We start from the raw sequence: 22,872 nt of genomic DNA on the forward strand, positions 1-22,872 counted from the left end.
CAAATCTCCTGTCATCTGAACCGGTCAAAGAGTCCGGATCTTATAAGTGTACTGCGAAGGGGCATGTAGATGACTACCGCCGCAGCGGCAGACGTCACCGCATTGATGGAGGTGGAGGCAATGTTCCATGCCAGCACCAGATCCGCTGCCGGTTTGCCCAGAATCGCCAGCTTGTAAAAATATCCCACCAAGGGATCAAATATCACGTTGAACAGCAGACCGCAGACAGAGGCCGCCACAACAAAGCGGAACACATGCCTCTTGTCAGAACTCTCATTGATTCTGCCAATCTTGTGAGCCACCAGACCGGTTATCAGACCGATACACAGCTTCAGCAGGAAGGTTTTCGGCGCGTACACCACATAGATGGGGTCAAACAAATCTCCGATGGTCATTCCCAGGGCCCCGCCTAATCCTCCGTAAAAGCCTCCCAATATCAGGGCTCCCAGGACGCAGACCGCATTGCCCAGATGAATGGAGGTGGCGTCTCCTCCGGGAAGGGTAATCTTAATCTGCAAAAATGTAAAAACCACATAGGATAATGCTGCAAACAGGCCGGTCAGGGCCAGCTTGTATATACGGCTGTCTTCCAGGCCCCTGTGGCCTGCTGTCACTGCACTGGATGTCTTCATACAAATTCTCTCCTCATATTGTAGATTTCTTACCGGAACAACTGCATTCGTTCATGCCACCTATGGTATCACTAAAGTGGAATGTTTTAAATATCCAGTTTGAGAAGTTTTGGCCAGTCCAGTTCTGTGGAAGAAAAATCCTTTTGTCCGGGTTGTCAATCGTGGGATTCCACCACAATCAGCACCCCGTCCGTAAAGGTAATGGCGCCTTCCTCCCCCACAAGTTCATTGCTGATGCAGAGACTTGTCCCTATCTCGATGTCCTTTTCATGGAGAGGATATTTAAAACCGGTGAGGGTAATGCCCCTGACCTCCTCAGTAAGAGGGAGGAAGGAGATATATTTTCCCCAGATCTCACGCCTATTAAACGTCCGTTCCTTGTCAATGAGATAGATACGGTTCTGGCTGTCCAGGATATATGCCTCCATTCCCTTTTGCAGGCAGGGAAATAGCAGATGGATATTGCCCAGCATATGGTCCATGCGTCCTCCGGTGGCCCCCAGCACCACCACCTCGGTACACCCGGTGGCCTGGGCCTTTAAGAGGGCCAGCTCCGTGTCTGTCTCATCCTTTTCCGGCTGGTGGGTGTCCCATACAATGTGTTCCATCCTCCTGTAATATGCCAGCACCTCCGGCTTCACCGTGTCAAAATCACCTACTATCATATCCGGTTCCAGTCCCAGGGCCTTCACGGCCTCCAGCCCTGCATCCACCGCAATGATTTTATCAAAGGTTTCCTGTCCCAAAAAAGAACCGGCGAAGGACAGGTCCAGTTTTCCGCCGGTTATAATCAAACAACGCTTCATTTCTCATATTCCTTTAAAATATCCATGAATTCTCTGGTTCTGGCAGAAGGGTCCCGGCCAAAGACAGCGGAGCCGGCCACGAATATGTTGGCCCCCGCCTCTATGATCTCCCGGACATTTCCTGCGTTTACGCCGCCGTCCACCTGGATATCCGTTTTCAGTCCCTGCTCATTCAGCATGTTCTTCAGTTCGCGTACCTTGTCAAGGGTATAAGGGATAAACTTCTGTCCTCCGAAACCAGGATTCACGGTCATGATAAGCACCATATCCAGCTGCCCCAGGATACACTCCAGGGAACGCACCGGTGTGGCGGGATTTAAGGCCACGCCGGCTTTCAGCCCGGCTTCCTTAATCTGGTTCACCACACGGTCCAGATGCGTGCAGGCCTCGGCCTGGACTGTTATGATATCCGCCCCGCAGTTCTTCATATCCTCCACGTAGCGTCCCGGCTCCTCCACCATCATATGCACGTCAAACACAGCCCTGGTACATGGGCGCAAGCTCTTGATGACCGGCATACCGAAGGAGATGCTGGGCACAAAGGCCCCGTCCATCACATCCAAATGGAGATACTCAGCACCCGCCCCGTACACCTCCTTCACCTGTTCTCCCAGACGGGTAAAATCAGCCGCAAGAATAGACGGCGCTAATTTGTAATACATCTCTAGTACCTCCTTTTATTTTTCAGGTCCTCATACATGAGGATGTAATTGTCATAGCGGCTGCGGCTCAGTTCTCCCCGTTTCAGGGCTTCCTTCACACCGCAGACACGCTCTCCCACATGGACGCACCCCAGAAATTTGCATTCTTCCTCATAAGGCCCAAACTCCGGAAAATAATCCTTCAGTTCTCCCGGCTCCAGACAGTCGATAAACATGGAGCTGAATCCCGGCGTATCCATCATGTAGGTATTCTCTTCCACATAAAACAATTCAGAATGGCGGGTGGTATGGCGTCCCCTCTCAATCTTGCGGCTGATATCCCCTGTCTCCATGGCAGCCTGGGGCTGGATGCAGTTAGTCAGTGAGGATTTTCCGACACCTGAAGGTCCCGCCAGGACCGAGGTTTTTCCTCTGAGAAATTTTCTCATTTCCTCCAGCCCCGTATCCTCGTAGGTGCTGACAAAGTGGACTTCATACCCTGCCCTCTCGTAAATGGCGCGGTACTTATCCACAAGCCCGGCCTCTCCCAGATCCACCTTGTTAAAACAGATGGTGACCGGTACTCCCTGAATCCCCATCATCACCAGAAAGCGGTCCAGCAGATTCAGATTGGGTTCCGGATGGGTGATGGCGAACACCACCAGGGCCTGGTCCACATTGGCCACCGCCGGACGGATGAGGACGTTGGATCGGGGAAGGATGACGTCAATATTGCCTTCCTTTTCCTCCTCGTCCAATACAGAAAACTCCACATTATCCCCCACAAGGGGTTTGATTTTACGGTTGCGGAACACGCCCTTTGCCTTACACTGGTACACATGGTTCCTTCCGTCATTGATATAATAAAAGCCTGCAATTCCTTTGATTATCTTACCTGTCATATACGCCTCTTATCCCACCGGAAAAAATGCCACCGGATAGGACTTGATTACTGTTAAATTGTCTGCATCCACCACTTCCACCATGCCGCTGTCCACGCCGTACGCCCCCTTGATTCTGGGGAATACCACAGGTACGGTCTGGGCGCCCACAACCAGTCTTGGACTCATAAGGGTTGTGTAAACGGAAGCTCCCTCATCATTGGTCTGGTTCAGGCGAATCAGCACGCGCACGCTGCTGGTCTGGGAAGCCGGTCCTATATAGTTGCTTAAGGAGCATGCCTCGTCAATGGATCCGATGTAATAGCGTTCATCTGCCGCCTGGGTCTGTGCAGGCTCTCCGCTGACCACATAATCCACCGCAGTGCCTGGGGGAAGTATTGTACCCGGCAGCTCCGACTGGCTGATAATCAGGCCTTCCTCCACCGTATCGCTGGCTTCCACGGTTACATTGCCTGTCAAGAGTCCTGCTCCCGCCAGAAGGGCATCCGCGGATGTGGGAGTCTGTCCCTGAAGGTTGGGAACACGTCCCTCCACGTTCTGTGATCCCTTGCTCACATAGAGGCTGACGCTCTCGCCTACCTTCACCACCTGGGGGCTGAAACGAATCACATTGCCCTTTATGGCGGTATCGCTGTTCTCCTCTCTGACTTCTACAACCAGCCCTTTCTGCTCCAGCAGTAGCCTGGCATCCTCACCCGTCATCTGAGTCAGATCCAGGGCATTTAGGTCTACCTTGTCGCTGCCCTTGCTGATGGTCACTCCCACAGTGCTCCACTTCTTCACCACAGTCCCTGCCAGGATATCCTGACCCATGACCTGGCCTTCCGTATAGTTATCCGAATACTCGCTGCCTGTGATTTCCATCACAAGGCTGCTCTCCTTCAGTTTTTCCCTGGCCATATCCTGGGGCAGTCCCAGGACGCTGGGCATATTTATCTGGTCCTCCGTATTGATATCCACCACGGTGGTGGAATCTTCGGTGGTCATGGAAACGGTCTCTGTGGTAGGCTTATTGCTGCCCTGTCTGAAAATCCCGGTGAGCCGCGAAAATACAAACAGCACCACCGCCACGATAATGATGGCTGCCACGATGCCAAAGGCCGTTATGATGCGCTCAAACTGGGTACTTACATCATCCCCTTCATTCTTTTTCCTGGTATGGATGCGGCCTTCTTTTTTGCGCGGTTCCCTGGCCCGGTTCCTGTCCTGATGCCCGGGCTGTTCCTCCTCCGGTTCCTCCAGGGCTTCCTCGGGATAGCTCTTCCTGCCTTCCTGGATGCTGTTGAGCTCATCCCTTGTGATGGGCCTGGTCTTGCCAAACTCATCCTCTTCCCCGTCCTTGCGGGCATAGATGTCTGCGTCCGGGTCCATCAGGGCAGCCCGCAGGTCCTCAATCACATCCGTCACGCAGGCATAGCGGCGGTCCGGACGTTTCTGGGTACATTTTAATATGATCTGCTCCATGGCGCGGGACATGTCCGGCACGTACTGGCTGGGCGGTGTCACCGGTTCCTCCAGATGGGCCAGGGCCACTGTGACCGTGTTATCCCCCTCAAAGGGCACACGTCCGGTTACCATCTCATACATGGTAATACCAAAGGAATAGATGTCGCTGCGCTCGTCGCAGTAGCCTCCCCTGGCCTGTTCCGGCGAAATATAGTGGACTGAACCCACGGCCGTAGCGTTCATGGTCTGGGAGGACACGGCCCTGGCAATGCCAAAGTCAGCCACCTTCACCTTGCCGTCCCTGGATATAATCATGTTCTGGGGCTTGATGTCGCGGTGTATGATGTGCTGTTCATGGGCCGCCGCAATGCCCTGCCCCACCTGAAGCGCGATTCCAATGGCTTCCTTGCTCTCCAGATAGCCCTTGTTCTCTATATAATTCTTAAGGGTGATGCCCTCAATCAGCTCCATCACAATATAATGGTACACATCCTCGTCCACTACATCATAAACACTTACAATATTGGGATGGGACAGGCGCGCCGCCGACTGGGCCTCCATCTTAAACTTACTTACAAAATTCTCGTCAAAGGCAAATTCCTCTTTTAATACCTTGATGGCCACCAGACGGTCCAGGGTATGGCACCGTGCCTTATACACCACTGACATGCCGCCTGAGCCAATCCGTTCCAGAATCTCATACCGGTTCTGGAGATATGTTCCGGGAGCTAACATACGCCTGCCTCCCTTCCTGACGGACTTACAAGTACCACCGCAATGTTATCAATGCCTCCCTGACGGTTGGCTTCCTCTATAAGAAGGGCTGCCTTTTCCTTAAGGCTTCCCTCTCCTGTGATGATTTCATACATGGACTGGTCCTCCAGCATGTTGCTGAGACCATCGGAACAGAGCAGAATATAATCCCCGCCCTCCAGATCCACCTCAAAGAAATCAGGCTCCACTTCCCTGCCGATTCCCAGAGCTCTGGTGATGATGTTCTTTCGCCTGTTATAATCCTCGCTGCCTCTTCTCATCTGTCCGATGGCCACCATTTCCTCCACATAGGAGTGGTCTCTGGTGACCTGATGGATGGAATCACCATGGATGAGATAGAGACGGCTGTCCCCCACATTGGCCACATAGAGGATATTGTCCTCCACCACACCGGCCACCAGGGTGCATCCCATCCCTTTCAGTTCTTCCCTTTTTAGTGATTCTTCATACAGCATCCCATTCACTGCCTCGATGCCCTTTTTCAGCTGCATGACAGGAGAGCCATCCCCTGCCCTGTTTATGTATATCACCAGATTCTCAACCGCGAACCGCGAGGCATAATCGCCGGCCCTGTGGCCGCCCATGCCGTCTGCCACCAGAAACAGGTTGGGCAGGGAGCCCACCTTTTCCGGTGAGGAATAAATATAATCCTGGTTCATGGTTCTGACCCGGCCAATGTCTGTCAAAGCATATGCTTCCATGGTCATCCCTCTCCTTCCGTGCATTGGGGTACTGCCGAAGCTTCCTTATAACTTCTGCGCAGCTGGCCGCAGGCTCCGCCTATATCCCGGCCCATTTCTCTTCTAATAGTAACATTTATACCGTTTTTTTCAAGAAGATTTTTGAAATCCTGTATGGCCTTCTGGCCTGACTGGACGTAATCCCGCTCCTTGATGGGGTTGACCGGAATCAGGTTCACATGGCCGTGCTGGTCCTTGATAAGCTTCGCCAGCGCCCTGGCCTCATCCAGATTGTCGTTGACGCCCCGGACCAGGCTGTACTCAAAGGTGAGGCGGCGGCCTGTCTTTTCATAATAGTAATGGCAGGCCTCCAGCACATCCTGCAGTTTATAGCTGTTGGCCACAGGCATAAGGTTTTTTCTCACTTCGTCGTTGGGCGCGTGAAGGGAAAGCGCCAGGGTTACGGCCAGGCCCTCCTCCGCGAATTTACGGATGCCCGGAACAATTCCGCAGGTGGAGATGGTGAGACTCCTCTGGCTTATATTCAGCCCCTTTTCATGGGAAACCAGCCGCAAAAAACGGATGACATTGTCATAGTTATCCATAGGCTCCCCTGATCCCATGACCACTACATTGGAAACACGTTCCCCTGTGATGGACTGAATCCTGTATATCTGTTCCAGCATCTCGGAGGGACGCAGGTTCCGTTCCAGACCGTCCAGAGTGGACGCACAGAAACGGCAACCCATGCGGCAGCCCACCTGGGATGAAATACACACGGAATTGCCGTGATGGTACTGCATCCGCACGCTCTCAATCACATGACCGTCCTCCAGGCCAAACAGATACTTCCTGGTGCCATCCACCTGGGAAACACGCTCATCCACCATCTTCAGACAGGTAAGGCTGTAATTTTCCTTAAGCTTCTGCCTCAGCGGTATGGACAGGCTGCTCATATCGTCAAATCCTTCTGCCAGCTTCACATGCATCCAGTCATAAAGCTGTTTTGCCCTGAAAGATTTCTCTCCCAGGGCAGCCATCTGTGCTGTCACTTCTTCCAGTGTCATGGATTTTATATCTTTCTTTCCGTTGCAGTCCAATAAATCCAGCATAAAAACTCCTTCCAAAACACGCTCTAAATCCCCTCCGGGCCGGTTTCATCCTCCGCACGTCTGAATACGCTGATGAAAAACCCGTCATAGGGATGCACCCCCGGCAGGAACTGAATCCATCCGTCCTTTAACGAGGGCTCCTGGGGCAGTCCGCCGAACCGGTCCGTCAAATCCACCGGCACAAGCGGGAACCGATCCCTTAACCAGGCCGCATTGTCCTGGTTTTCCAGCCTGTCAATGGTGCAGGTACTGTAGCAGAGGAGACCGCCCGGCTTTACGTACTGCCAGACAACAGACAGAATCTCCCGCTGAAGCCCTGCCAGCTCCTCAAGCTTCTCAGGCGTCATGTTGTACTTGATATCCGGCTTCCTCCCTATGATTCCCAGACCGGAACAGGGCAGGTCCGCTATGACAATGTCTGCCTTTGCCATGGCTGACAAATCTGTCTCCAGCGCGTCCCACACCAGGGTCTTCATGTTGGTCACACCGCAGCGGGCCATATTTTCCTCAATCAGGGCTGTCTTCTGGTATGTAAGATCCCTGGCCTCCACCATGCCGGTGCCCTCCAGCTTATCCGCCAGATGGAGACTCTTACCTCCGGGGGCAGCGCACACATCTATGATATAACTGTCTTTTTCAGGGGACGCAATCTCCCCCACAAAGGCAGAGGTCACATCCTGTACCTGTATCCAGCCCTTCCTAAAGGCATCCAGTCCCTCCAGATAATCGTACCCGTCAATGGCTATCATGGACTCCATAAAAGGCAGCTCCCTGACCGATGTCCCCTGTGCCTTAAGGGAGGCCAGAATGCTCTCCCGGTCTGCCCGGTGCAGGTTGCACCTGACCCAGGTAGGCTTATCCTCAAGAAAAGAGGCGGCAATCTTCTCCGCCTTTTCTTTCCCAAATTCCTTTTCCCACATGGCGTACATCCACTCAGGAATACTGTACCGCAGGGAGGGAGTGTCAAAGGTCAGATTCTCCTTTTCCCTGGAAATGGTCCGCAGCACGCCGTTCACAAAACCCTTAAGCCCGGAGAAATGACGCTTCACCGCCATCTTCACCGCCTCATTGCAGACAGCGGAATCAGGCACGCGGTCCATATATAATATCTGATATACGCTCATCCGCAGAAGACTGCGGATGAACGGCTTCATCTTGTTTATCTTTGTCTTGGAATACCGGTTTATGACCTCGTCAATCTGTATCAGGTATTCCAGTGTTCCTTCCACAGCGCGTGTGATAAAGGAACGGTCCGCCTTGCCCAGGTACTGGTACTTCTGCAGGGCCTGGTTCAGTACAAGGTGGACAAAAGCGCCCTGTTCCAGTACCTCCGTCAATATATCCAGGACAATTTCCCGGTTTTCCAGTCCTCTGTCTAAGGTCTTTGCCATCTGAATTTTCTCCTCTCAGGGCCTGTCTGTTTATGAGTCCCCATAAAATCTGCCGTACCCGGCGCCTTAATCATTCCTGCGGTTGCCGAATAATATCAGCAGGCGGAGAAGCTGAAGGATGGAAGCAGCCGCTGCCGCCACATAGGTAAGGGCCGCTGCGTTCAGGACCTTTCTGGTCTGTCCCACTTCCTGTCCGGCCAGGATGCCGGTGGAATCCAAAAGGGTCACCGCCCTGTGGGAAGCATCGTACTCCACAGGCAGGGTCACCAGCTGGAACAGCACTGCCAGGCAAAACAAAAGGATGCCCAGATTCAACAGGACAGAGCTTCCTCCCAGTAAAAGTCCAATGATAATCAGGGGCCAGCAAAGCTGGGATCCCAGATTAGCCGCCGGCACCAGGGCCGCGCGTATCCTTAAGGGCGAGTAATCATTGGCATCCTGCATGGCATGGCCGCACTCATGTGCCGCCACTCCGATGGCTGCAATGGATGTGGAATTATACACTGCGTCGGACAGGTTTACGGTCTTGCTTCTGGGGTCGTAATGGTCTGTCAGGTTGCCCGGTACCCGGCGCACGGTCACGTCATAGATTCCCTGATTGGCGAGAAGCCTTTTAGCTGCATCCGCGCCTGTCATGCCGCACATGCTCCTGACAGCGCTGTAGCGCTGATACGTGGAGTTAAGCTTGGCAGAGGCTGCCATGGATATGACTACGCCGATCAATATCAGTACATAGGTTGGGTCAAAATAAAACATAGGGTAAAACATCATCAATCACTCTCTTTCTTTACAAACACGTCCCCCGCCGGGATGGGATATCCGCGGAGAAATGCTGGGGTATCCATGCGTTTTTTTCCTTCCATCTGAAGCTCCCTGATGGACAGCAGGCCGCCGCCGGTGCTGACCACCAGTCCCCGCTTATCCGAACACACTACCGTGCCGGGAGCAGTCCCCGTTTCTGCGGGAACACCTGATTCGGACAGAAAATCTGCCGCCTCCCGGCCTGCAATCACATCTGCCGCCCATATCTTTATTGTCTTCCCATTCCACATGGTATATGCACTGGGCCACGGATTTAAGCCGCGAATCAGGCGTTCGATGGACACGGCGCCCTGATTCCAGTCAATGTCCCCAAGGGACTTTGTCAGCATCTTTGCATAGCAGGTGCCCTCATCTGTCTGGGGCGTGCGGACCAGAGTGCCTTCCTCCAGCTTCTTAAGGGTGGATAAAATCAAATCTCCGCCAGCCATGGAAAGCTTGTCATGGAGGCTGCCGCCGGTCTCCTTTTCCTCTATGGGGATTACCGCCTTTTCCAGCATGTCACCTGTATCCAGGCCCACATCCATCATCATGGTGGTAATGCCAGTCTCCCTTTCGCCGTCTATGACACACCACTGGATGGGTGCGGCGCCCCTGTACTTGGGAAGCAGGGACGCGTGGATGTTGATGCAGCCGTACTTCGGAAGCTCCAGTACTGCCTTTGGAAGAATCTGGCCAAAGGCTATGACCACATACACATCCGCTTCCAGTCCCTTTAGGACCTCCACAAAGGAGGCTTCCCGCACCTTCGCCGGCTGGTACACCGGAATGCCGTATTCCATGGCCTGTATTTTCACAGGTGTCATCTGGACTTCCTTTCCCCTGCCCTTTGGCTTATCAGGCTGGGTGACCACTGCAATTACCTGATGACCGGCTTCCACCAGGGCCTTAAGGGCAGGCACGGAGAAATCCGGTGTTCCCATAAATACAATGCGCATAAACTACACTCCTATTCTACGATTTCTTCCTCGTCCGCAGCCGTATCCACCAGTTCGCCTTCCACCAGCTCCACATACATCTGTCCTTCCAGATGGGCGCATTCATGGCAGATGGCTCTTGCCAGCAGCCCCTCGCCTTCCAGCTCATAGGGCTCCATATTTTCATTAAGCGCCTTCACCTTCACGTAGTTTGGGCGGGTAACGATGCCCGACTTGCCCGGCAGGCTTAAGCATCCCTCGTAGCCTGTCTGGCTGCCGTCGGTGGCTGTGATTTCAGGGTTAATCAGGACATACTGGTTCCCGTCGTCCACATCAATGGTTACAATCTGCTTCAGCACCCCCACCTGCGGGGCGGCCAGACCACATCCGTTGGCCTGGTACATGGTCTCAAACATATCTTCTATCAGCTCCATGGTGCGGTCATTCATCGCCTTCACGGGCTTACACTTCTTTGTCAAAATTTCGTCTCCCATAATTCTTATCTGCCGAACTGCCATCTCTTTTCAATCTCCTTCATCATGTTAAATCGTACTGCACAGTCAGTCCATCACGGCCTTCTAACCCCTTCAGGCCCTCTTCCGTCATTTTCCTAATCTGTATCAGTATATCATAATTTTCATGCTTAATATATAAAATTTTTCTATAAATATCATTAACTTTGTATACCGCTGCATTGACCGGTCCTATGAGCCGGAAAGACTTGTATCCCTGTACTTTTTCCCGCTCCATGCGGTCCGCCCACTGCTGCACCCACCCTGCCGCCAGATCCGCTGTCTGCGCCAGGGTCCCTTCTGCAGGACACGCCATCTGCACGGTGAGCAGGGCCACTGCCGGAGGATAACCCAGCAGCCTTCTGTAAGCCATCTCCTGGCTGTAAAAGCTCTCATAATCCTGGGTGGCCGCAGTGCGTATGCTGTAATGATCCGGCTGATAGGTCTGTATCACCACATTTCCGGCCAGCTGCCCTCTTCCCGCCCGTCCGGCTGCCTGGGTCAGAAGGGCAAAGGTCTGCTCCCCGCACCTGTAGTCCGAGGCATAAAGGGATAAATCCGCTGCCAGGGCCCCCACCAGGGTCACCTTTGAAAAATCATGGCCCTTGACAATCATCTGGGTGCCTATGAGTATATCCGCCTCTCCCCTGGCAAAGGAAGAAAGAATCTCCTGATGGCCTCCCTTTTTTGAGGTGGTATCCAAATCCATCCTGAGAATCCTGGCCTTGGGGAAAAGCTCTGCCGCCATTGCCTCAATTTTCTGGGTCCCGGTGCCAAAAGGCGCAATATACGGGGAGCCGCAGACAGGACATTTCTTGGGCTGGGGAATGGAGTAGCCGCAGTAATGGCACATCATGCGCCCATCCCGGTGCAGTGTCAAGGTCACGTCGCAGTGAGGGCATCTGACGGCCTCGCCGCAGGAACGGCAGGACACAAAATTGGCATAGCCCCTGCGGTTGATAAACAGCATGACCTGCTCTCTTTTCTCCAGCCGTTCCTCTATCAGAGCCTTAAGGCGCCTGCTGAAAATAGAGCGGTTCCCCTCCTTTAATTCTTCCCGCAAATCCACGATCTCAACCAGGGGAAGGCAGGCATCCTCCTTTGCCCTCTCCTTCAGGGTAAAAAGCCCATACTCTCCCCTTATAGCCCTTGTGTAGGATTCCAGGGATGGGGTGGCTGACCCCAGCACAAGTGAGGCTTCGTTCATCTGGGCCCGCTTTGCGGCCGCCTCCCTGGCATCATAACGCGGGGACAGTTCGCTTTTATAAGCATTTTCATGCTCCTCGTCAATGATGATAAGCCCCAGGTTTTCAAAGGGGGCAAAAAGGGCGGAACGCGGACCAATGACAATGTCAATATCGCCTGTCCTGGCCCGTTCATACTGGTCGTACCGTTCCCCGGCAGACATCCGGGAATTCATAACCGATACCCGGTTGCCAAAACGGCTGTAAAACCGCATCACGGTCTGCCAGGTAAGTGAAATCTCCGGAATCAGCACAATCACCTGACGTCCCGCCGACAGCACATGGGCAATGAGCTCCATGTAAACTTCCGTCTTACCGCTTCCCGTCACCCCGTGAAGCAAATAGGTACGCCGGATTCCCCGGTCGTATTCCCCTATGACAGCATCCGCGATCTCCCGTTGAAACGGATTCAGTTCAGGGGGCGCGCCCCACAGTCCTGATTCCCGATCATCCGAAACAGCCTGGTTCCTCTCCCGGCTGCCCATAAGCAGCTTCATTTCCTCCAGGGGATTCCGGTACCTTTCCACCACCTCCACGGCAATGACGCCGGCCTCCAAAAGAGGCTTGATGGCTGACGGCGTAAGGTTCAGCCGGTTCATAGCCTCCTCATACGGAATAGCGCTTGTCAGAAGCAGCGCCTCTAAAAGCCGCAGCTTTGCCTTATGCTTCTTTCTCCCGGCTTCCTCCGCCAGTTCTTCAAGCACACCCCTGTCCACCAGGGTACGGATTCTCCGCTTGGGAGCCTCCCTGACCTTTTGTTTTACAGGCAGGACTGTTTTTAACGCCTGATTCATGGTGGAGCCATACCGCTCCTTCATCCACCAGGCCAGCCAAATAAGCTGGGACTCCGCAGCCACGCTTCCCTGCACAATCCCAGCCACATCTTTTAGTTTATGGACATCTATCTGGGCCTGGTCCGTCAGATCCACCACATAGCCCCTGCGCTGTCTGTTTCCCTGCCCAAAGGGTATGCGGACCTGCTGCCCCACCTGAATCTTTCCCTGAAGCTCCTCCGGTATCCTGTACTGGAATGTCCTGTCCACATTTTCATGGGAAATATCTATGATAATACTGGCATATCTATGCGCCACTTACGTCACCTGTCTGTCTTGTTATTTTGTACTTGGTTATTATACATGAGAATTGAATAAAATGCAAATGGGGGAAGGGGACGCAAACGGGGATGGGGGATCGCGTCCGTGAGAGGGAGACGGACGGGGGCGGGAGTGATGGTTTTCGCGGCGGCAGGGACTAAGACGCCGGGGCGGGCCAGAGGGGAGGATCGCGAAAACTGCGCAGAACTCTTGATGAGTTCTGCTCCGTGTTCACTTTGCTCCGGGCGTTGAGCGCCCTGCGCAACCTCCCCTCTGGCCCGCCCCGCCGCCTAAGTCCCTGCGAACCGCTCCAAATTCACTCCCGCCCCCGTCCGCCTCCCTCTCACCCACTGCTCTTTTGACGTTTGCTGGTTCTTCCCCGCCAAGGGAGTGAAAGATACTGCTCGCTGGGAATAATCCTTATTGGGACTGGCTTGTTTTAGGGCTTGTTTTGGGGTGAGTGGTTTGTTTTTGGAATATGTCAATTGCATGGCTGGTGATGCCTGTCAGGTCTTTGCGTTCGCAGGTGGCATAGTGGTATTTTAAGTATAATTGGAATGTTTCATCATCCATTTTGTCGATTGCTTCCCGGATGAGCAGCGCACAGCCGTCTGATGCTGCGTAATGCAGGCGTGTTGTCGGGAATATGGACATCAAATCGTCGATGTCTTCTTTACGCACAAGTTCAAACAGATCTTTGGGCTCGGATTTGGCGGCGAATGTTTCGGGGTCCAGCAGGCCGTTTTTTATGTATTCGGCTGCATTGATATTGCCGCGGTTGAATCCTTCGTCCAGAAGGCAGCCGTCGGATATGACGTATGCTGCAAAGATGATGCCGCCCTGTTTTGTGACGCGGATGGCCTCGCCCAGCGCCTGGCGCTTGTCTTTTTTTGTGTATAGATGGTATAAGGGCCCTAACAGCAGTGTGATGTCGTATTGGTTGTCCGAAAAGGCTGATAAGTCCAGCGCATTGCCCTGGGTAATTGTTATATGTTCTGCCGGCAGCATATGACTGCAAAATACTTCTATGTTATGGGGGACCAGTTCTACTGCGTCAACTGTATATCCCAGACGCGCCAGCGCATGGGAATACCGGCCGGTTCCTGCTCCGATTTCAAGAACACGGCTGCCGGGTTTTATGTATTTTTCTATGTAACGCATGGTTGTAAGAAATTCCACGGTCCCATGCCTTGGGCTCAGCCGGCTGTCCTCGTCATAGTTATTATAATAATCAATGATGTATGGATTTGTCTTCATATCGCACCCCTATGTTATATTGATTCGGTTATACCGCTAACGGATAAGGTCCAGTCCGGTTTTTCCTGTCTTATGAGAGCTGTCAGCATGTTTGCAGCCATTTTTTCTATATGGCTTCTGTCCAGTGTTATTTTTTGCGCCGCTGCTAAAACCGCTATGCCGTGGGAATAAAGAAATAAATCTATAAAGATTGCCTTTGCCCGCTCCGGCTCGATTCCAATTGTATCAGAAAATACCCTTTCCCTCTCCCCGTTGCCTGCCTCCATATAAAAATCCTTTGGCTCCGCCATACTCAAATCCATATGGTTTATAAACAACAGCCTGAACAAATTCGTCTCCTCTCTCGCAAACTCAATGTACGAAAGCGGCAGAACCAGACATGGATTTATGTGTTCCGAACTGCTGTAACTCTCCACATACTGACTGTAAAACTCATATGCAAAGTCAAGAAATTCCTTTCTTAATTCCTCCATGTTCTCATAACATGTAAAAATAGGCCGCGTGGAACATTGTAATCTGCCTGAAATACTTCTGGCATTAACAGACTCAAATCCTGCCTCTCTTGTAATCTCCAGAACCGTATTCAGAATCATCTCTTTCGTAATCTTCGCTTTAGGCGGCATCGGCTTACCTCGCTCATTGTCATATTATATCAGCAGCTTTACACATGTACCATCACATGCATCCCATCAGTTGCACCACATCCGATATGTCACAAAATTTGTGCCAAAACGTTATGTAACAAATGTTATACAACCATTGTTACACAGCAATCAACAACTGTCAAGCCCTATTCAATATTTTATAATTTATTTAATATTTTATAATTTACACTCCCCCTTCCTCACTAAAAAGTGCGGTTCATCCATCCGCAATGGAATTAACCGCACCCACCAGCAAAACAATCATTTTCTATTTTAAACAGCATCAGGAAATACCCAGAGGAAGGTACACCCATTTCTCTGATTGTGCAGTGAAGTACCGGGAGACCTATTATACGTAGTGGGTGGGAGAAAGGGGGAAGGAAGCTGGGGATGCATCTGCAGGGGCTTAGTCGGTCTTAGGGGGTGGAAAAAGGCGTTAAGAGTCAGACCGCACAGCTGTCTGAGCGCAGCGAGTTTGGGCGGTCTGACTCTTGCTTTTAGCCGTTTTCCAGCCCCTTAGACCGGACTTGCCCCGAAGCCGTATCCCCAGGTTCCTTCCCCCTTGCTCCCACGGACGCGATTCCACCGCCTCCCGCAACCTCCCAATCCTCTCACTCCACAACCCCCGCTCTCCTCTCAAACCCCTTAAACCTTCCCGAAAACATCAATGCCCTGAATATCCAGTCAATGAACATGCCGTACCATACCCCGGAAAGTCCCAGGTCGAATATGTATACAAAGAGGTATGCAAACCCGATACGGAATACCCACATGGAGAATACGGACACTGCCATGGTGAATTTGGCGTCCAAGGAGGCCCTCAGGGCATGGGGGATGGTGAAGGCCAGGGGCCATATAACCATGGCTATGCTGTGGATCAGGATCAGCTCACGGGCCATAAGGGCTGCCTGGGGGGACAGATGATAGATTCCCACCAGCGGACCGGACCAGATGACCATGGCTGTGCTGAATACGGCCAGGATTCCATAGACCACCATAATAAGGGATTTGGTGTCGCTCTTGGCTTCCTTCAGACGGCCTGCGCCAACGCATTGGCCCACTATGGTCACCAGTCCTAAACCGATGGCATTTCCCGGAAGATAGAGCACGGTCACCAGGTTACTGGCCACGGCAAAGCTGGCTATGGATACTGTGCCAAGGGAGGAGACAAGACTCTGAAGGAATATCTTGCCAAACTGGAACATGCCGTTTTCCAGCCCGTTGGGAATTCCGATGGACAGGATATTCTTTATCATATGGCGGTCCGGAATCAGGAACTTCCAGCTGTTGAGACGAATGGTATTGTTCCGGTTCTGTATAAGGACAAACATCATAAAGGCTGCTGTCACACGGCTTATGAGGGTGGGCCAGGCCACTCCGGCCACACCCATCTTAAGGCCGAACACGCAGATTGCATTTCCTATAATGTTAATCATATTCATGACAAAGGAAGTCATCATGGATACCTTTGAGTTGCCCATGGAACGGAACAGGGCTGCGCAGGCATTGTAGAGTCCGATAAAGGGATATGACAGGGCTGTGATCCAGAAATAGGTCTGGGCGTTGTCCATTACGTCCTGTTCCACTTTTCCAAATATACCCCCCAGCAGGTGGCGTCCCCCTGCAAGAGCTGTCCCGGCAATGATGACTGAGAGAAGCAAGGTCACCAGGACCAGCTGCCCGGCTGCCTTTCTGGCATCCCTGGGCTGCTCCTTGCCCAGGTACTGGGCCGAAATAACGGCGCCTCCGGTAGCCAGGGCTCCCATGATTTGTATGATTAAGACGCTGATGGAATCCACCAGGGAAACGCCGGAGACCGCGGATTCCCCCACTGCGGCCACCATCACCACGTCCACCATTCCCACCAGCACTGCCATGATTTGTTCCACAATAAGGGGGGCCAGAAGTTTTATCATTTGTTTTCTGGAAAACATATCTTACGTTCCTCTTTCTCTCATAGTTCCAGCAAATACCCAGCCATAATACCCGGAGGCGCTTTTTCCTCTCAGGTCTGTGGCTGGGTATCCGTGGGACAGGCCAGGGCCTGCCCTTTATTGTTTTTCTGCATTCATTACCGCACTTCGTAGCTCCCGGAACCCATGGCCTTCATAGAGGTGCTGTAGAACCTCCTTGCGGCCCGAATCAGATAACAGGTATCCTTGATTCCCACTGTCTCGTAGGGGGAATGCATGGACAGCTGGGGCAGTCCGATGTCTACTGTGTTCACAGCCACATGACTGTTGGAAATATTTCCCAGAGTGGAGCCTCCTGCCTTGTCGGAACGGTTGGTAAATGCCTGGCAGGGTACTCCCTCTTCCTGGCACAGTGCCCTGAACACGGCAGCTGAAAGTCCGTCTGTGGCATACTTTGTGCTGTATTTGATGACGATTCCCTCATTCATATAGGGACGGTTTACGGGATCTGATTTGTCTCCATGGTTGGGGTGGGCTGCGTGGGCATTGTCAGCGGAGACCATGAAGCTGGAGGCAATGGCCATCAAATACTCCTCCTCGCTTCTTCCCATGGCGCTGTTAATCCGCCTCAGCACATCCTCCAGGAAGGTGGAGTCAGCTCCCTGCTTGGTCAGGCTGCCTATCTCCTCATTGTCAAATACCGCGTGAACACTTACACACTCCGGATGACCGCCCTCCAAGAATCCCTTCAAGGTGGAAAATGCGCACTGCAGGTCGTCTAAATGGCCGCAGGATAAGAACTCCCCGCCGGCCCCCCAGATACTTCCGGGCACACGGTTGTAGAGATAGAGATCGTGTCCCAGGATATCCTCCTTTTTGACCCCTGCGCTCTCAGCCACAGTCTCCATAAAGGTTCCCTTTGCGTCCGCACCGCCGTATAAGGGCAGCATGTCTACCTGGGCATTATACTGATAGCCCTCATTGACCTCACGGTTAAAATGAATGGCCAGGTTTGGTATCATAAGCAGATCGCGGTCCACCTTTACCAGCTTTGTGGCAATGCGGTTTCCCTCCTTCACTGCCAGACGGCCTGCCACGGAAAGGGGACGGTCAAACCAGGGAGCGCACAGCATACCGCCGTATTTCTCCACGTTCAGCTTCACATAGTGGTTCTCTGCCTCCATCTCCGGATTTTCCTTGATTTTAAAGGAGGGGGAATCACTGTGGCTGGCCATGATCTGGAAACCGGAAAATGCCTTTCCCGGCACCTTAAAGGACACAATGGATGAACCGTTCCTGGTCACATAGTAGGAGCCGCCCTCTGTGAGTTCCCACTTTTCTCCCTCATGAAGCTGTGTGAAGCCCGCCTCCTCAAGACAGTCCGCAATGGACTGTACCGCGTGGAAGCAGGTGGGGCTTTTTTCAAGAAAACCGATGAGTTCTTTGGCTGTGCTTAAGCAGTCTTCTTTGTCTATATTCATATGATATCTCCTTTGTCTCTTATTTCTCCTCTACTGTACCATAAAGACATCGCCACGGCAATGCGGGAAGCTTAACTTTTTTTCTCCTTTGCTGCCATCCATGGCATAATGAACCCAAGTCCTACCAGCACAAAGGGAGTCACGATATTCAGAGCCAGCTGGAAGGGATCCTCTGAGTAAATACCTGTCAGGCATGCAAAGGCCGTGAATAGAAAGCACCAGCCGCCCACCAGGATGCCTGCTGTTTTCCCCTTCACAAACCTGTACTCGCCGCAGAACGCATCCCCGGCCTTTTTTAAGGCAATGTATGCCACAAAGACCCACAGATATCGCAGGGGCATGCACACCGAGTTTACCTTGACCAGCCAGCGCACCAGAGCGTCCACGTTCCTGATGCCAAAGGCAGGGACCACAATCAGCACACAGACAATGAGCGTCACCAGCCTGTGTCCGTTCACATAGGTGCCGTGTTCATTTTTCTCAAACATCTTGCCGGGGATAAAGCGGGAATCCGCACTGTCCAAAAGCATTCTGAGGGGCGCGTCCACGGACAGGACCATAACGGAAAACTGTCCAATCAGATTGGTCAGCGCGTATACCACCACAAAGAAATTCCCCGCATGGTAATATTCACCCAGCTTCTGGAACGCGTAGTAGGCTCCGTTGGTCATCAGGTCCTGGGGAATATGATTGGAGTCAAACATCATGCCCAGGGCAATGGTGCCCAGGATGGCGGTCACGGCCACCATGGCTGCCAGGGCTACCATGCCCTTTGCAAAATCCCTGGAAGGATCCTTCATCTTATTTACATAGGGGGAAATCTTCTCACATCCTCCCACCGCAAAAACCAGGATGGAAAGGCTCAGAAAAAAATTGGCGTTAAAATCCGGTATAAAGGACGAAGGGGACCAGTCAATGGCCAAGAAGGCACCGTCTGTCAGGGCCGGAGCAGCCACCATCATGACAATGAACAGCATGGACATGATGAACATGGCGGAACCTGCCAATGTGGCAAGCCTCTTTAGCACCCCCATCCCCTTGCCGGACAGATACATGGCAAACAGGAAAATGACCAGGCACAGAATCTGCATCACCGTGGTGTTCATGCCGCTGGCCCTCTTGTCCTGGAACAGGGCCCAGCTGGCTGCAATCACAGTGGAATTCGGCTTCTGGGATATATAGGGCATGTGGACCACCCAGTAGGTCCAGCCTGCGTAGTAAGCCATCTTGGGCCCTATGGTCTCATGAATCCAGGAGCTGACCCCGCCTCCGGCATGCTTGAAGGTGGATCCCAGCTCTCCCACCATCAGGGCATAGGGCACAAAATAAATGGCAAATATAAGAATCCAGGATACAATGGCCTTTAATCCGCCGTATTCCGAAAATCCGTTTATCACATTCCCAAATCCCCAGACCGTTGAAAAAGCCATAAAAGCCAGGGTATGCCAGAGAATCTTTTTATCATCTTTCTGCTGCATCACAATGTTTCTCCTTATCTCATTCAGAATGTACTTTCTGTGACATTTCTGTCCATATCGTACATTCTTCCCAAAATGAGGGAAAGATATAAGCACTCAGATAGAATCATGACCTGGTTTCCTTCAGATGCTTTACTGCCTCGGACAGCTTCATGCTGTTGGAGCCTTTAAAAAGAATGCAGTCGCCCTCCCTTATGTTTTCGTCCAGCCACTTTTCTGCCTGGGCCAGACTGTCTATTTCAATATGGGGCGTCGCTGCGCGGGCTTCATCCATTCCGCTGCCAATGCAGGCTGCCAGCTCTCCAAGCAAAAGAACCATGTCCAGTGGATGTTCTCCTATGTAGGCGCCTATTTCGGCATGGAACCTTTCCGTATCCGGGCCCAGCTCCTTCATGTCGGCCAAGACCGCAATCTTTCGTTCTCCCTTCACGCTGTCCAGCACCTCCAGTCCGGCCTTCATGGACACCGGGCTGGCATTGTAGCTGTCGTCAATGACAGTGACGCCGCCCCATTCAAATATCTGCTGGCGTCCCTTGTAGCCCTTAAACTGTCCCAGGGCCAGGGCCGCCTTCTCCATGGAAAGCCCGTATGTATCCGCCACTGCCAGGGCCGCCATGGCATTGCTCACCATGTGGCTTCCCATAACCTTAAGGCGCACCCGGACCCTGCAGTCACCGTGAACCGCCGTGAACACGGGATACCCCTCTTCCAGGTGCAGGTCCTCTGCCCTGTAGTCACAGTCCCTGCCCAGTCCGTACAGCACCTTCTTCCTGCCCTCCTTCGGAACCACTGAGGCCAGAAGAGGGTCGTCGCCGTTTAAGAACAATATGCCCTCTGGCGGCATTCCCTCCTGGATATGGAGCTTTTCCTCCAGAATGCATTCCTGTGATCCCAGCTGTTCGATGTGGGCTATTCCTATGTTGGTCATGACGGCACAGTCCACCCTGGCCACCCTGGCAATACGCTCCATCTCCCCGGGTTCGCTCATTCCCAGCTCAATGACGCCAATCTCAGCAGACTGCGGGATCTCCGCAATGGTAATGGGCACCCCCACCTGGCTGTTGCTGTTGCCTGGTGTCTTATAGACCTTGAATCCGGCGCTCAGGGCCTCCGCTATCATTTCCCTGGTAGTGGTCTTTCCCACGCTTCCCGTGATTCCCACCAGGGGAAGACGCAGGCGTTTTCTGCAAAAACTCCCCAGGTCCTGAAGGGCCTTCTTCGTGTCAGACACCTCAATCCACGCTGCCTGAAGTGCTTTCCTCTCCTGCTCCCTGTTTTCCCCGCACTGCTGCCGGACACAGGCTTTAACATCCTCCCCGCAGTGATGTTCGCTGGTAAATACCACGGCCGCCCCGCTGGCAATTGCCTGGCAGAGAAAGCGGTGGGCGTCCACCCGCTCACCCACTATGGGCACAAACAGGTCATCCCCCTCCATTTTTCTGGAATCCAGGCTGATGTGTTTAACATGCTGATCCTCCTGGCCATGCAGCAGGTTTCCTCCTGTGGCTTCAAGCAGTTCCTTAACCGTTATTCCTGTCATACTGTGTCTCGTCTCCCAACTCTTTTATGGTTTCTTCAATGACTTCCCTGTCCAGGAAATGATGGCGCACGCCGTTGATCTCCTGATAGTCCTCATGTCCTTTGCCGATGACAGCTATCATATCCCCCGGCTGCGCATGAAGGATGCTGCTGCGGATTGCGTCCCTTCTGTCAGGAATTTCAACAAAGTCCCCTCCTGTTTTTTCTATGCTTCCCCGGATATCCGCCATGATGTCCTCCACCTTTTCATACCTGGAGTTGTCTGCCGTGATGATGCTTAAATCGGCCAGCCTTCCTCCAATCTCGCCCATGGAGTAGCGTCTGTCCTTGGAACGGTTGCCGCCGCATCCAAATACCACCACCAGCCGCCTGGGATGATACTGGCGCAGGGTGGTAAGAAGGCTCTCCATGCTTACCGCATTGTGGGCGTAGTCTACCAGGACCGTACACCTGGATGAGGTGTGGACGATTTCCATACGTCCATTGACACGTATGTGCTCCAGGGCGTGGACAATCCTATCTTTTGGAAGTCCCAGGAAGGAGCATACGCACAGGGCTGCCAGGGCATTGTCCACGTTGAACAGGCCGGGAATTCCCAGACGGACATCCATGTCCAGGTTCCCTGTGACATCAAACTCAGTGCCCACAAAATCCGGCCGGGACACATACCGGACGTTTGAGGCTTCAAAGTCTGCCTTCGTCTCCCCGTCCTCCTTTACGCGGTACGTATAAAGCCGGCAGGACGCGTCCTTTACGATTTCTTTAAAATGCCCGTCGTTTAAGTTTACCAGCCCTATCCTGCACATGCTCAAAAGACGTGATTTACAGCAGAGATATTCCGCAAAATCAGCGTGCTCATCCGGCCCGATGTGGTCCGGGGATATATTGGTGAAAATGCCGTAATCAAAGGCGAGGCCGTCCACCCGGTGCATCTTGATTCCCTGGGAGGACACCTCCATAATCATATACTGGCAGCCTGCCTCCGCCATTTTCGCAAAGGACTGGTGCAGTTCATAGGATTCCGGCGTGGTATTCATGGTAGGGGTCACCTGTCCATTGATCACCGTGCCTGTGGTGCCTATCATCCCCACCTTTTTTCCTGCCGCTTCAAGAATGGCTTTTATCATATGGGTGGTGGTGGTCTTTCCCTTTGTTCCCGTCACGCCAATGGTAATCATTTTGGACGCAGGATAACCGAACCTGGCTGCCGAGAGAAGAGCCAGGCCTCTCCTGGCCTCTGCTGTCTTAAGTATTGTCACCCGGCCCATCTCATCCTCCGCAAGTCCTGAGGCAGCCAATTCCTCCTCAATGTCCCGCTCCGTCACAAGGACGCGGACGCCAGCGCGCAGCACATCCGGTACAAACCGGTGGGAATCCACCCGGGTCCCCGCCATACACACAAACACAGCTCCGGGCACTGCCTTTCTGGAGTCGTAGACCACCTCTGTGACCTCCACATCCAGGCTTCCTCTGACAAGTTCATAATCCAGCTCATTCAACCAGGTTCTAAGTATCATATCAATACCTCATTTCTTTTTCGTGCAACTTATATTATGCCAAAATATATCCTGGCCCGGCGCTCCTTTTTCG

At 52.8% G+C, this 22,872-nt stretch carries 19 protein-coding genes; all 19 read right to left on the reverse strand.

Annotation, left to right across the window (positions count from 1 at the left end):
• Nucleotides 1-11 precede the first annotated feature (11 nt).
• The 19 genes from LI015_RS11330 to LI015_RS11420 all read right to left on the reverse strand — a co-directional run bounded on the left by LI015_RS11330 (nucleotide 12) and on the right by LI015_RS11420 (nucleotide 22,799).
• Nucleotides 12-632, reverse strand: coding sequence for an ECF transporter S component (locus LI015_RS11330; RefSeq protein WP_002564524.1), 621 nt, complete (start codon nucleotides 630-632; stop codon nucleotides 12-14).
• A gap of 155 nt (nucleotides 633-787) precedes the next feature.
• Nucleotides 788-1,438, reverse strand: a complete 651-nt coding sequence (locus LI015_RS11335) for a thiamine diphosphokinase (protein WP_002573323.1) — start codon at nucleotides 1,436-1,438, stop codon at nucleotides 788-790.
• Nucleotides 1,435-2,100: a ribulose-phosphate 3-epimerase gene (gene rpe, locus LI015_RS11340; RefSeq protein ID WP_002564526.1), complete on the reverse strand. Its 666-nt coding sequence runs from the start codon at nucleotides 2,098-2,100 to the stop codon at nucleotides 1,435-1,437. Before rpe ends, LI015_RS11335 begins: the two co-directional genes overlap by 4 nt.
• Before the next feature lie 2 nt (nucleotides 2,101-2,102).
• Complete coding sequence (gene rsgA / locus LI015_RS11345) at nucleotides 2,103-2,981, reverse strand: ribosome small subunit-dependent GTPase A (protein WP_002573324.1); 879 nt, start codon at nucleotides 2,979-2,981, stop codon at nucleotides 2,103-2,105.
• Nucleotides 2,982-2,990: 9 nt separating this feature from the next.
• Nucleotides 2,991-5,162 (reverse strand): Stk1 family PASTA domain-containing Ser/Thr kinase, encoded by a 2,172-nt coding sequence (pknB, locus tag LI015_RS11350; RefSeq protein WP_002564528.1) that lies wholly within the window; start codon nucleotides 5,160-5,162, stop codon nucleotides 2,991-2,993.
• On the reverse strand, nucleotides 5,156-5,902 hold the full coding sequence (locus LI015_RS11355) for a Stp1/IreP family PP2C-type Ser/Thr phosphatase (RefSeq protein ID WP_227125043.1): 747 nt from the start codon (nucleotides 5,900-5,902) through the stop codon (nucleotides 5,156-5,158). Before LI015_RS11355 ends, pknB begins: the two co-directional genes overlap by 7 nt.
• Nucleotides 5,903-5,904: 2 nt before the next feature.
• A complete protein-coding gene (gene rlmN / locus LI015_RS11360; protein WP_227125045.1) occupies nucleotides 5,905-6,993 on the reverse strand; it encodes a 23S rRNA (adenine(2503)-C(2))-methyltransferase RlmN in 1,089 nt (362 codons plus the stop codon).
• Between the two features lie 23 nt (nucleotides 6,994-7,016).
• Nucleotides 7,017-8,384, reverse strand: a complete 1,368-nt coding sequence (gene rsmB, locus LI015_RS11365) for a 16S rRNA (cytosine(967)-C(5))-methyltransferase RsmB (protein WP_002564531.1) — start codon at nucleotides 8,382-8,384, stop codon at nucleotides 7,017-7,019.
• Nucleotides 8,385-8,450: 66 nt separating this feature from the next.
• On the reverse strand, nucleotides 8,451-9,155 hold the full coding sequence (locus LI015_RS11370; protein WP_002564532.1) for a zinc metallopeptidase: 705 nt from the start codon (nucleotides 9,153-9,155) through the stop codon (nucleotides 8,451-8,453).
• Nucleotides 9,155-10,141, reverse strand: coding sequence for a methionyl-tRNA formyltransferase (fmt, locus tag LI015_RS11375; protein ID WP_227125062.1), 987 nt, complete (start codon nucleotides 10,139-10,141; stop codon nucleotides 9,155-9,157). Before fmt ends, LI015_RS11370 begins: the two co-directional genes overlap by 1 nt.
• Nucleotides 10,142-10,152: 11 nt before the next feature.
• Nucleotides 10,153-10,638 carry a peptide deformylase gene (def, locus tag LI015_RS11380; protein ID WP_002564534.1) on the reverse strand — a complete coding sequence of 162 codons (486 nt, stop codon included), beginning with the start codon at nucleotides 10,636-10,638 and terminating at the stop codon, nucleotides 10,153-10,155.
• A gap of 19 nt (nucleotides 10,639-10,657) precedes the next feature.
• Complete coding sequence (gene priA / locus LI015_RS11385) at nucleotides 10,658-12,967, reverse strand: replication restart helicase PriA (protein ID WP_002564535.1); 2,310 nt, start codon at nucleotides 12,965-12,967, stop codon at nucleotides 10,658-10,660.
• A gap of 423 nt (nucleotides 12,968-13,390) precedes the next feature.
• Nucleotides 13,391-14,227, reverse strand: a complete 837-nt coding sequence (locus tag LI015_RS11390) for a class I SAM-dependent methyltransferase (protein ID WP_002564536.1) — start codon at nucleotides 14,225-14,227, stop codon at nucleotides 13,391-13,393.
• A gap of 14 nt (nucleotides 14,228-14,241) precedes the next feature.
• A complete protein-coding gene (locus LI015_RS11395) occupies nucleotides 14,242-14,850 on the reverse strand; it encodes a TetR/AcrR family transcriptional regulator (protein WP_118018971.1) in 609 nt (202 codons plus the stop codon).
• A 632-nt stretch (nucleotides 14,851-15,482) separates the two neighbouring features.
• Nucleotides 15,483-16,805 carry an MATE family efflux transporter gene (locus tag LI015_RS11400; protein WP_002564538.1) on the reverse strand — a complete coding sequence of 441 codons (1,323 nt, stop codon included), beginning with the start codon at nucleotides 16,803-16,805 and terminating at the stop codon, nucleotides 15,483-15,485.
• Nucleotides 16,806-16,942: 137 nt separating this feature from the next.
• Entirely contained in the window at nucleotides 16,943-18,265 is a 1,323-nt protein-coding gene (locus LI015_RS11405) for a M18 family aminopeptidase (RefSeq protein WP_117627461.1), read from the reverse strand.
• A gap of 71 nt (nucleotides 18,266-18,336) precedes the next feature.
• The gene (locus LI015_RS11410) at nucleotides 18,337-19,743 is read right to left on the reverse strand and encodes an APC family permease (RefSeq protein ID WP_117627462.1); all 1,407 of its coding nucleotides are present in this window, start codon (nucleotides 19,741-19,743) and stop codon (nucleotides 18,337-18,339) included.
• A 106-nt stretch (nucleotides 19,744-19,849) separates the two neighbouring features.
• Entirely contained in the window at nucleotides 19,850-21,283 is a 1,434-nt protein-coding gene (locus LI015_RS11415; RefSeq protein ID WP_054355040.1) for a UDP-N-acetylmuramoyl-tripeptide--D-alanyl-D-alanine ligase, read from the reverse strand.
• Nucleotides 21,264-22,799 carry a UDP-N-acetylmuramoyl-L-alanyl-D-glutamate--2,6-diaminopimelate ligase gene (locus LI015_RS11420; protein WP_118018975.1) on the reverse strand — a complete coding sequence of 512 codons (1,536 nt, stop codon included), beginning with the start codon at nucleotides 22,797-22,799 and terminating at the stop codon, nucleotides 21,264-21,266. The genes LI015_RS11415 and LI015_RS11420 overlap by 20 nt, the downstream gene beginning before the upstream one ends.
• Nucleotides 22,800-22,872: the final 73 nt, after the last annotated feature.

Origin of the sequence: Enterocloster sp. 210928-DFI.2.20 (assembly GCF_020554465.1) — a bacterium.
In the GTDB taxonomy this organism is placed as follows: Bacteria; Bacillota; Clostridia; order Lachnospirales; family Lachnospiraceae; genus Enterocloster; species Enterocloster bolteae.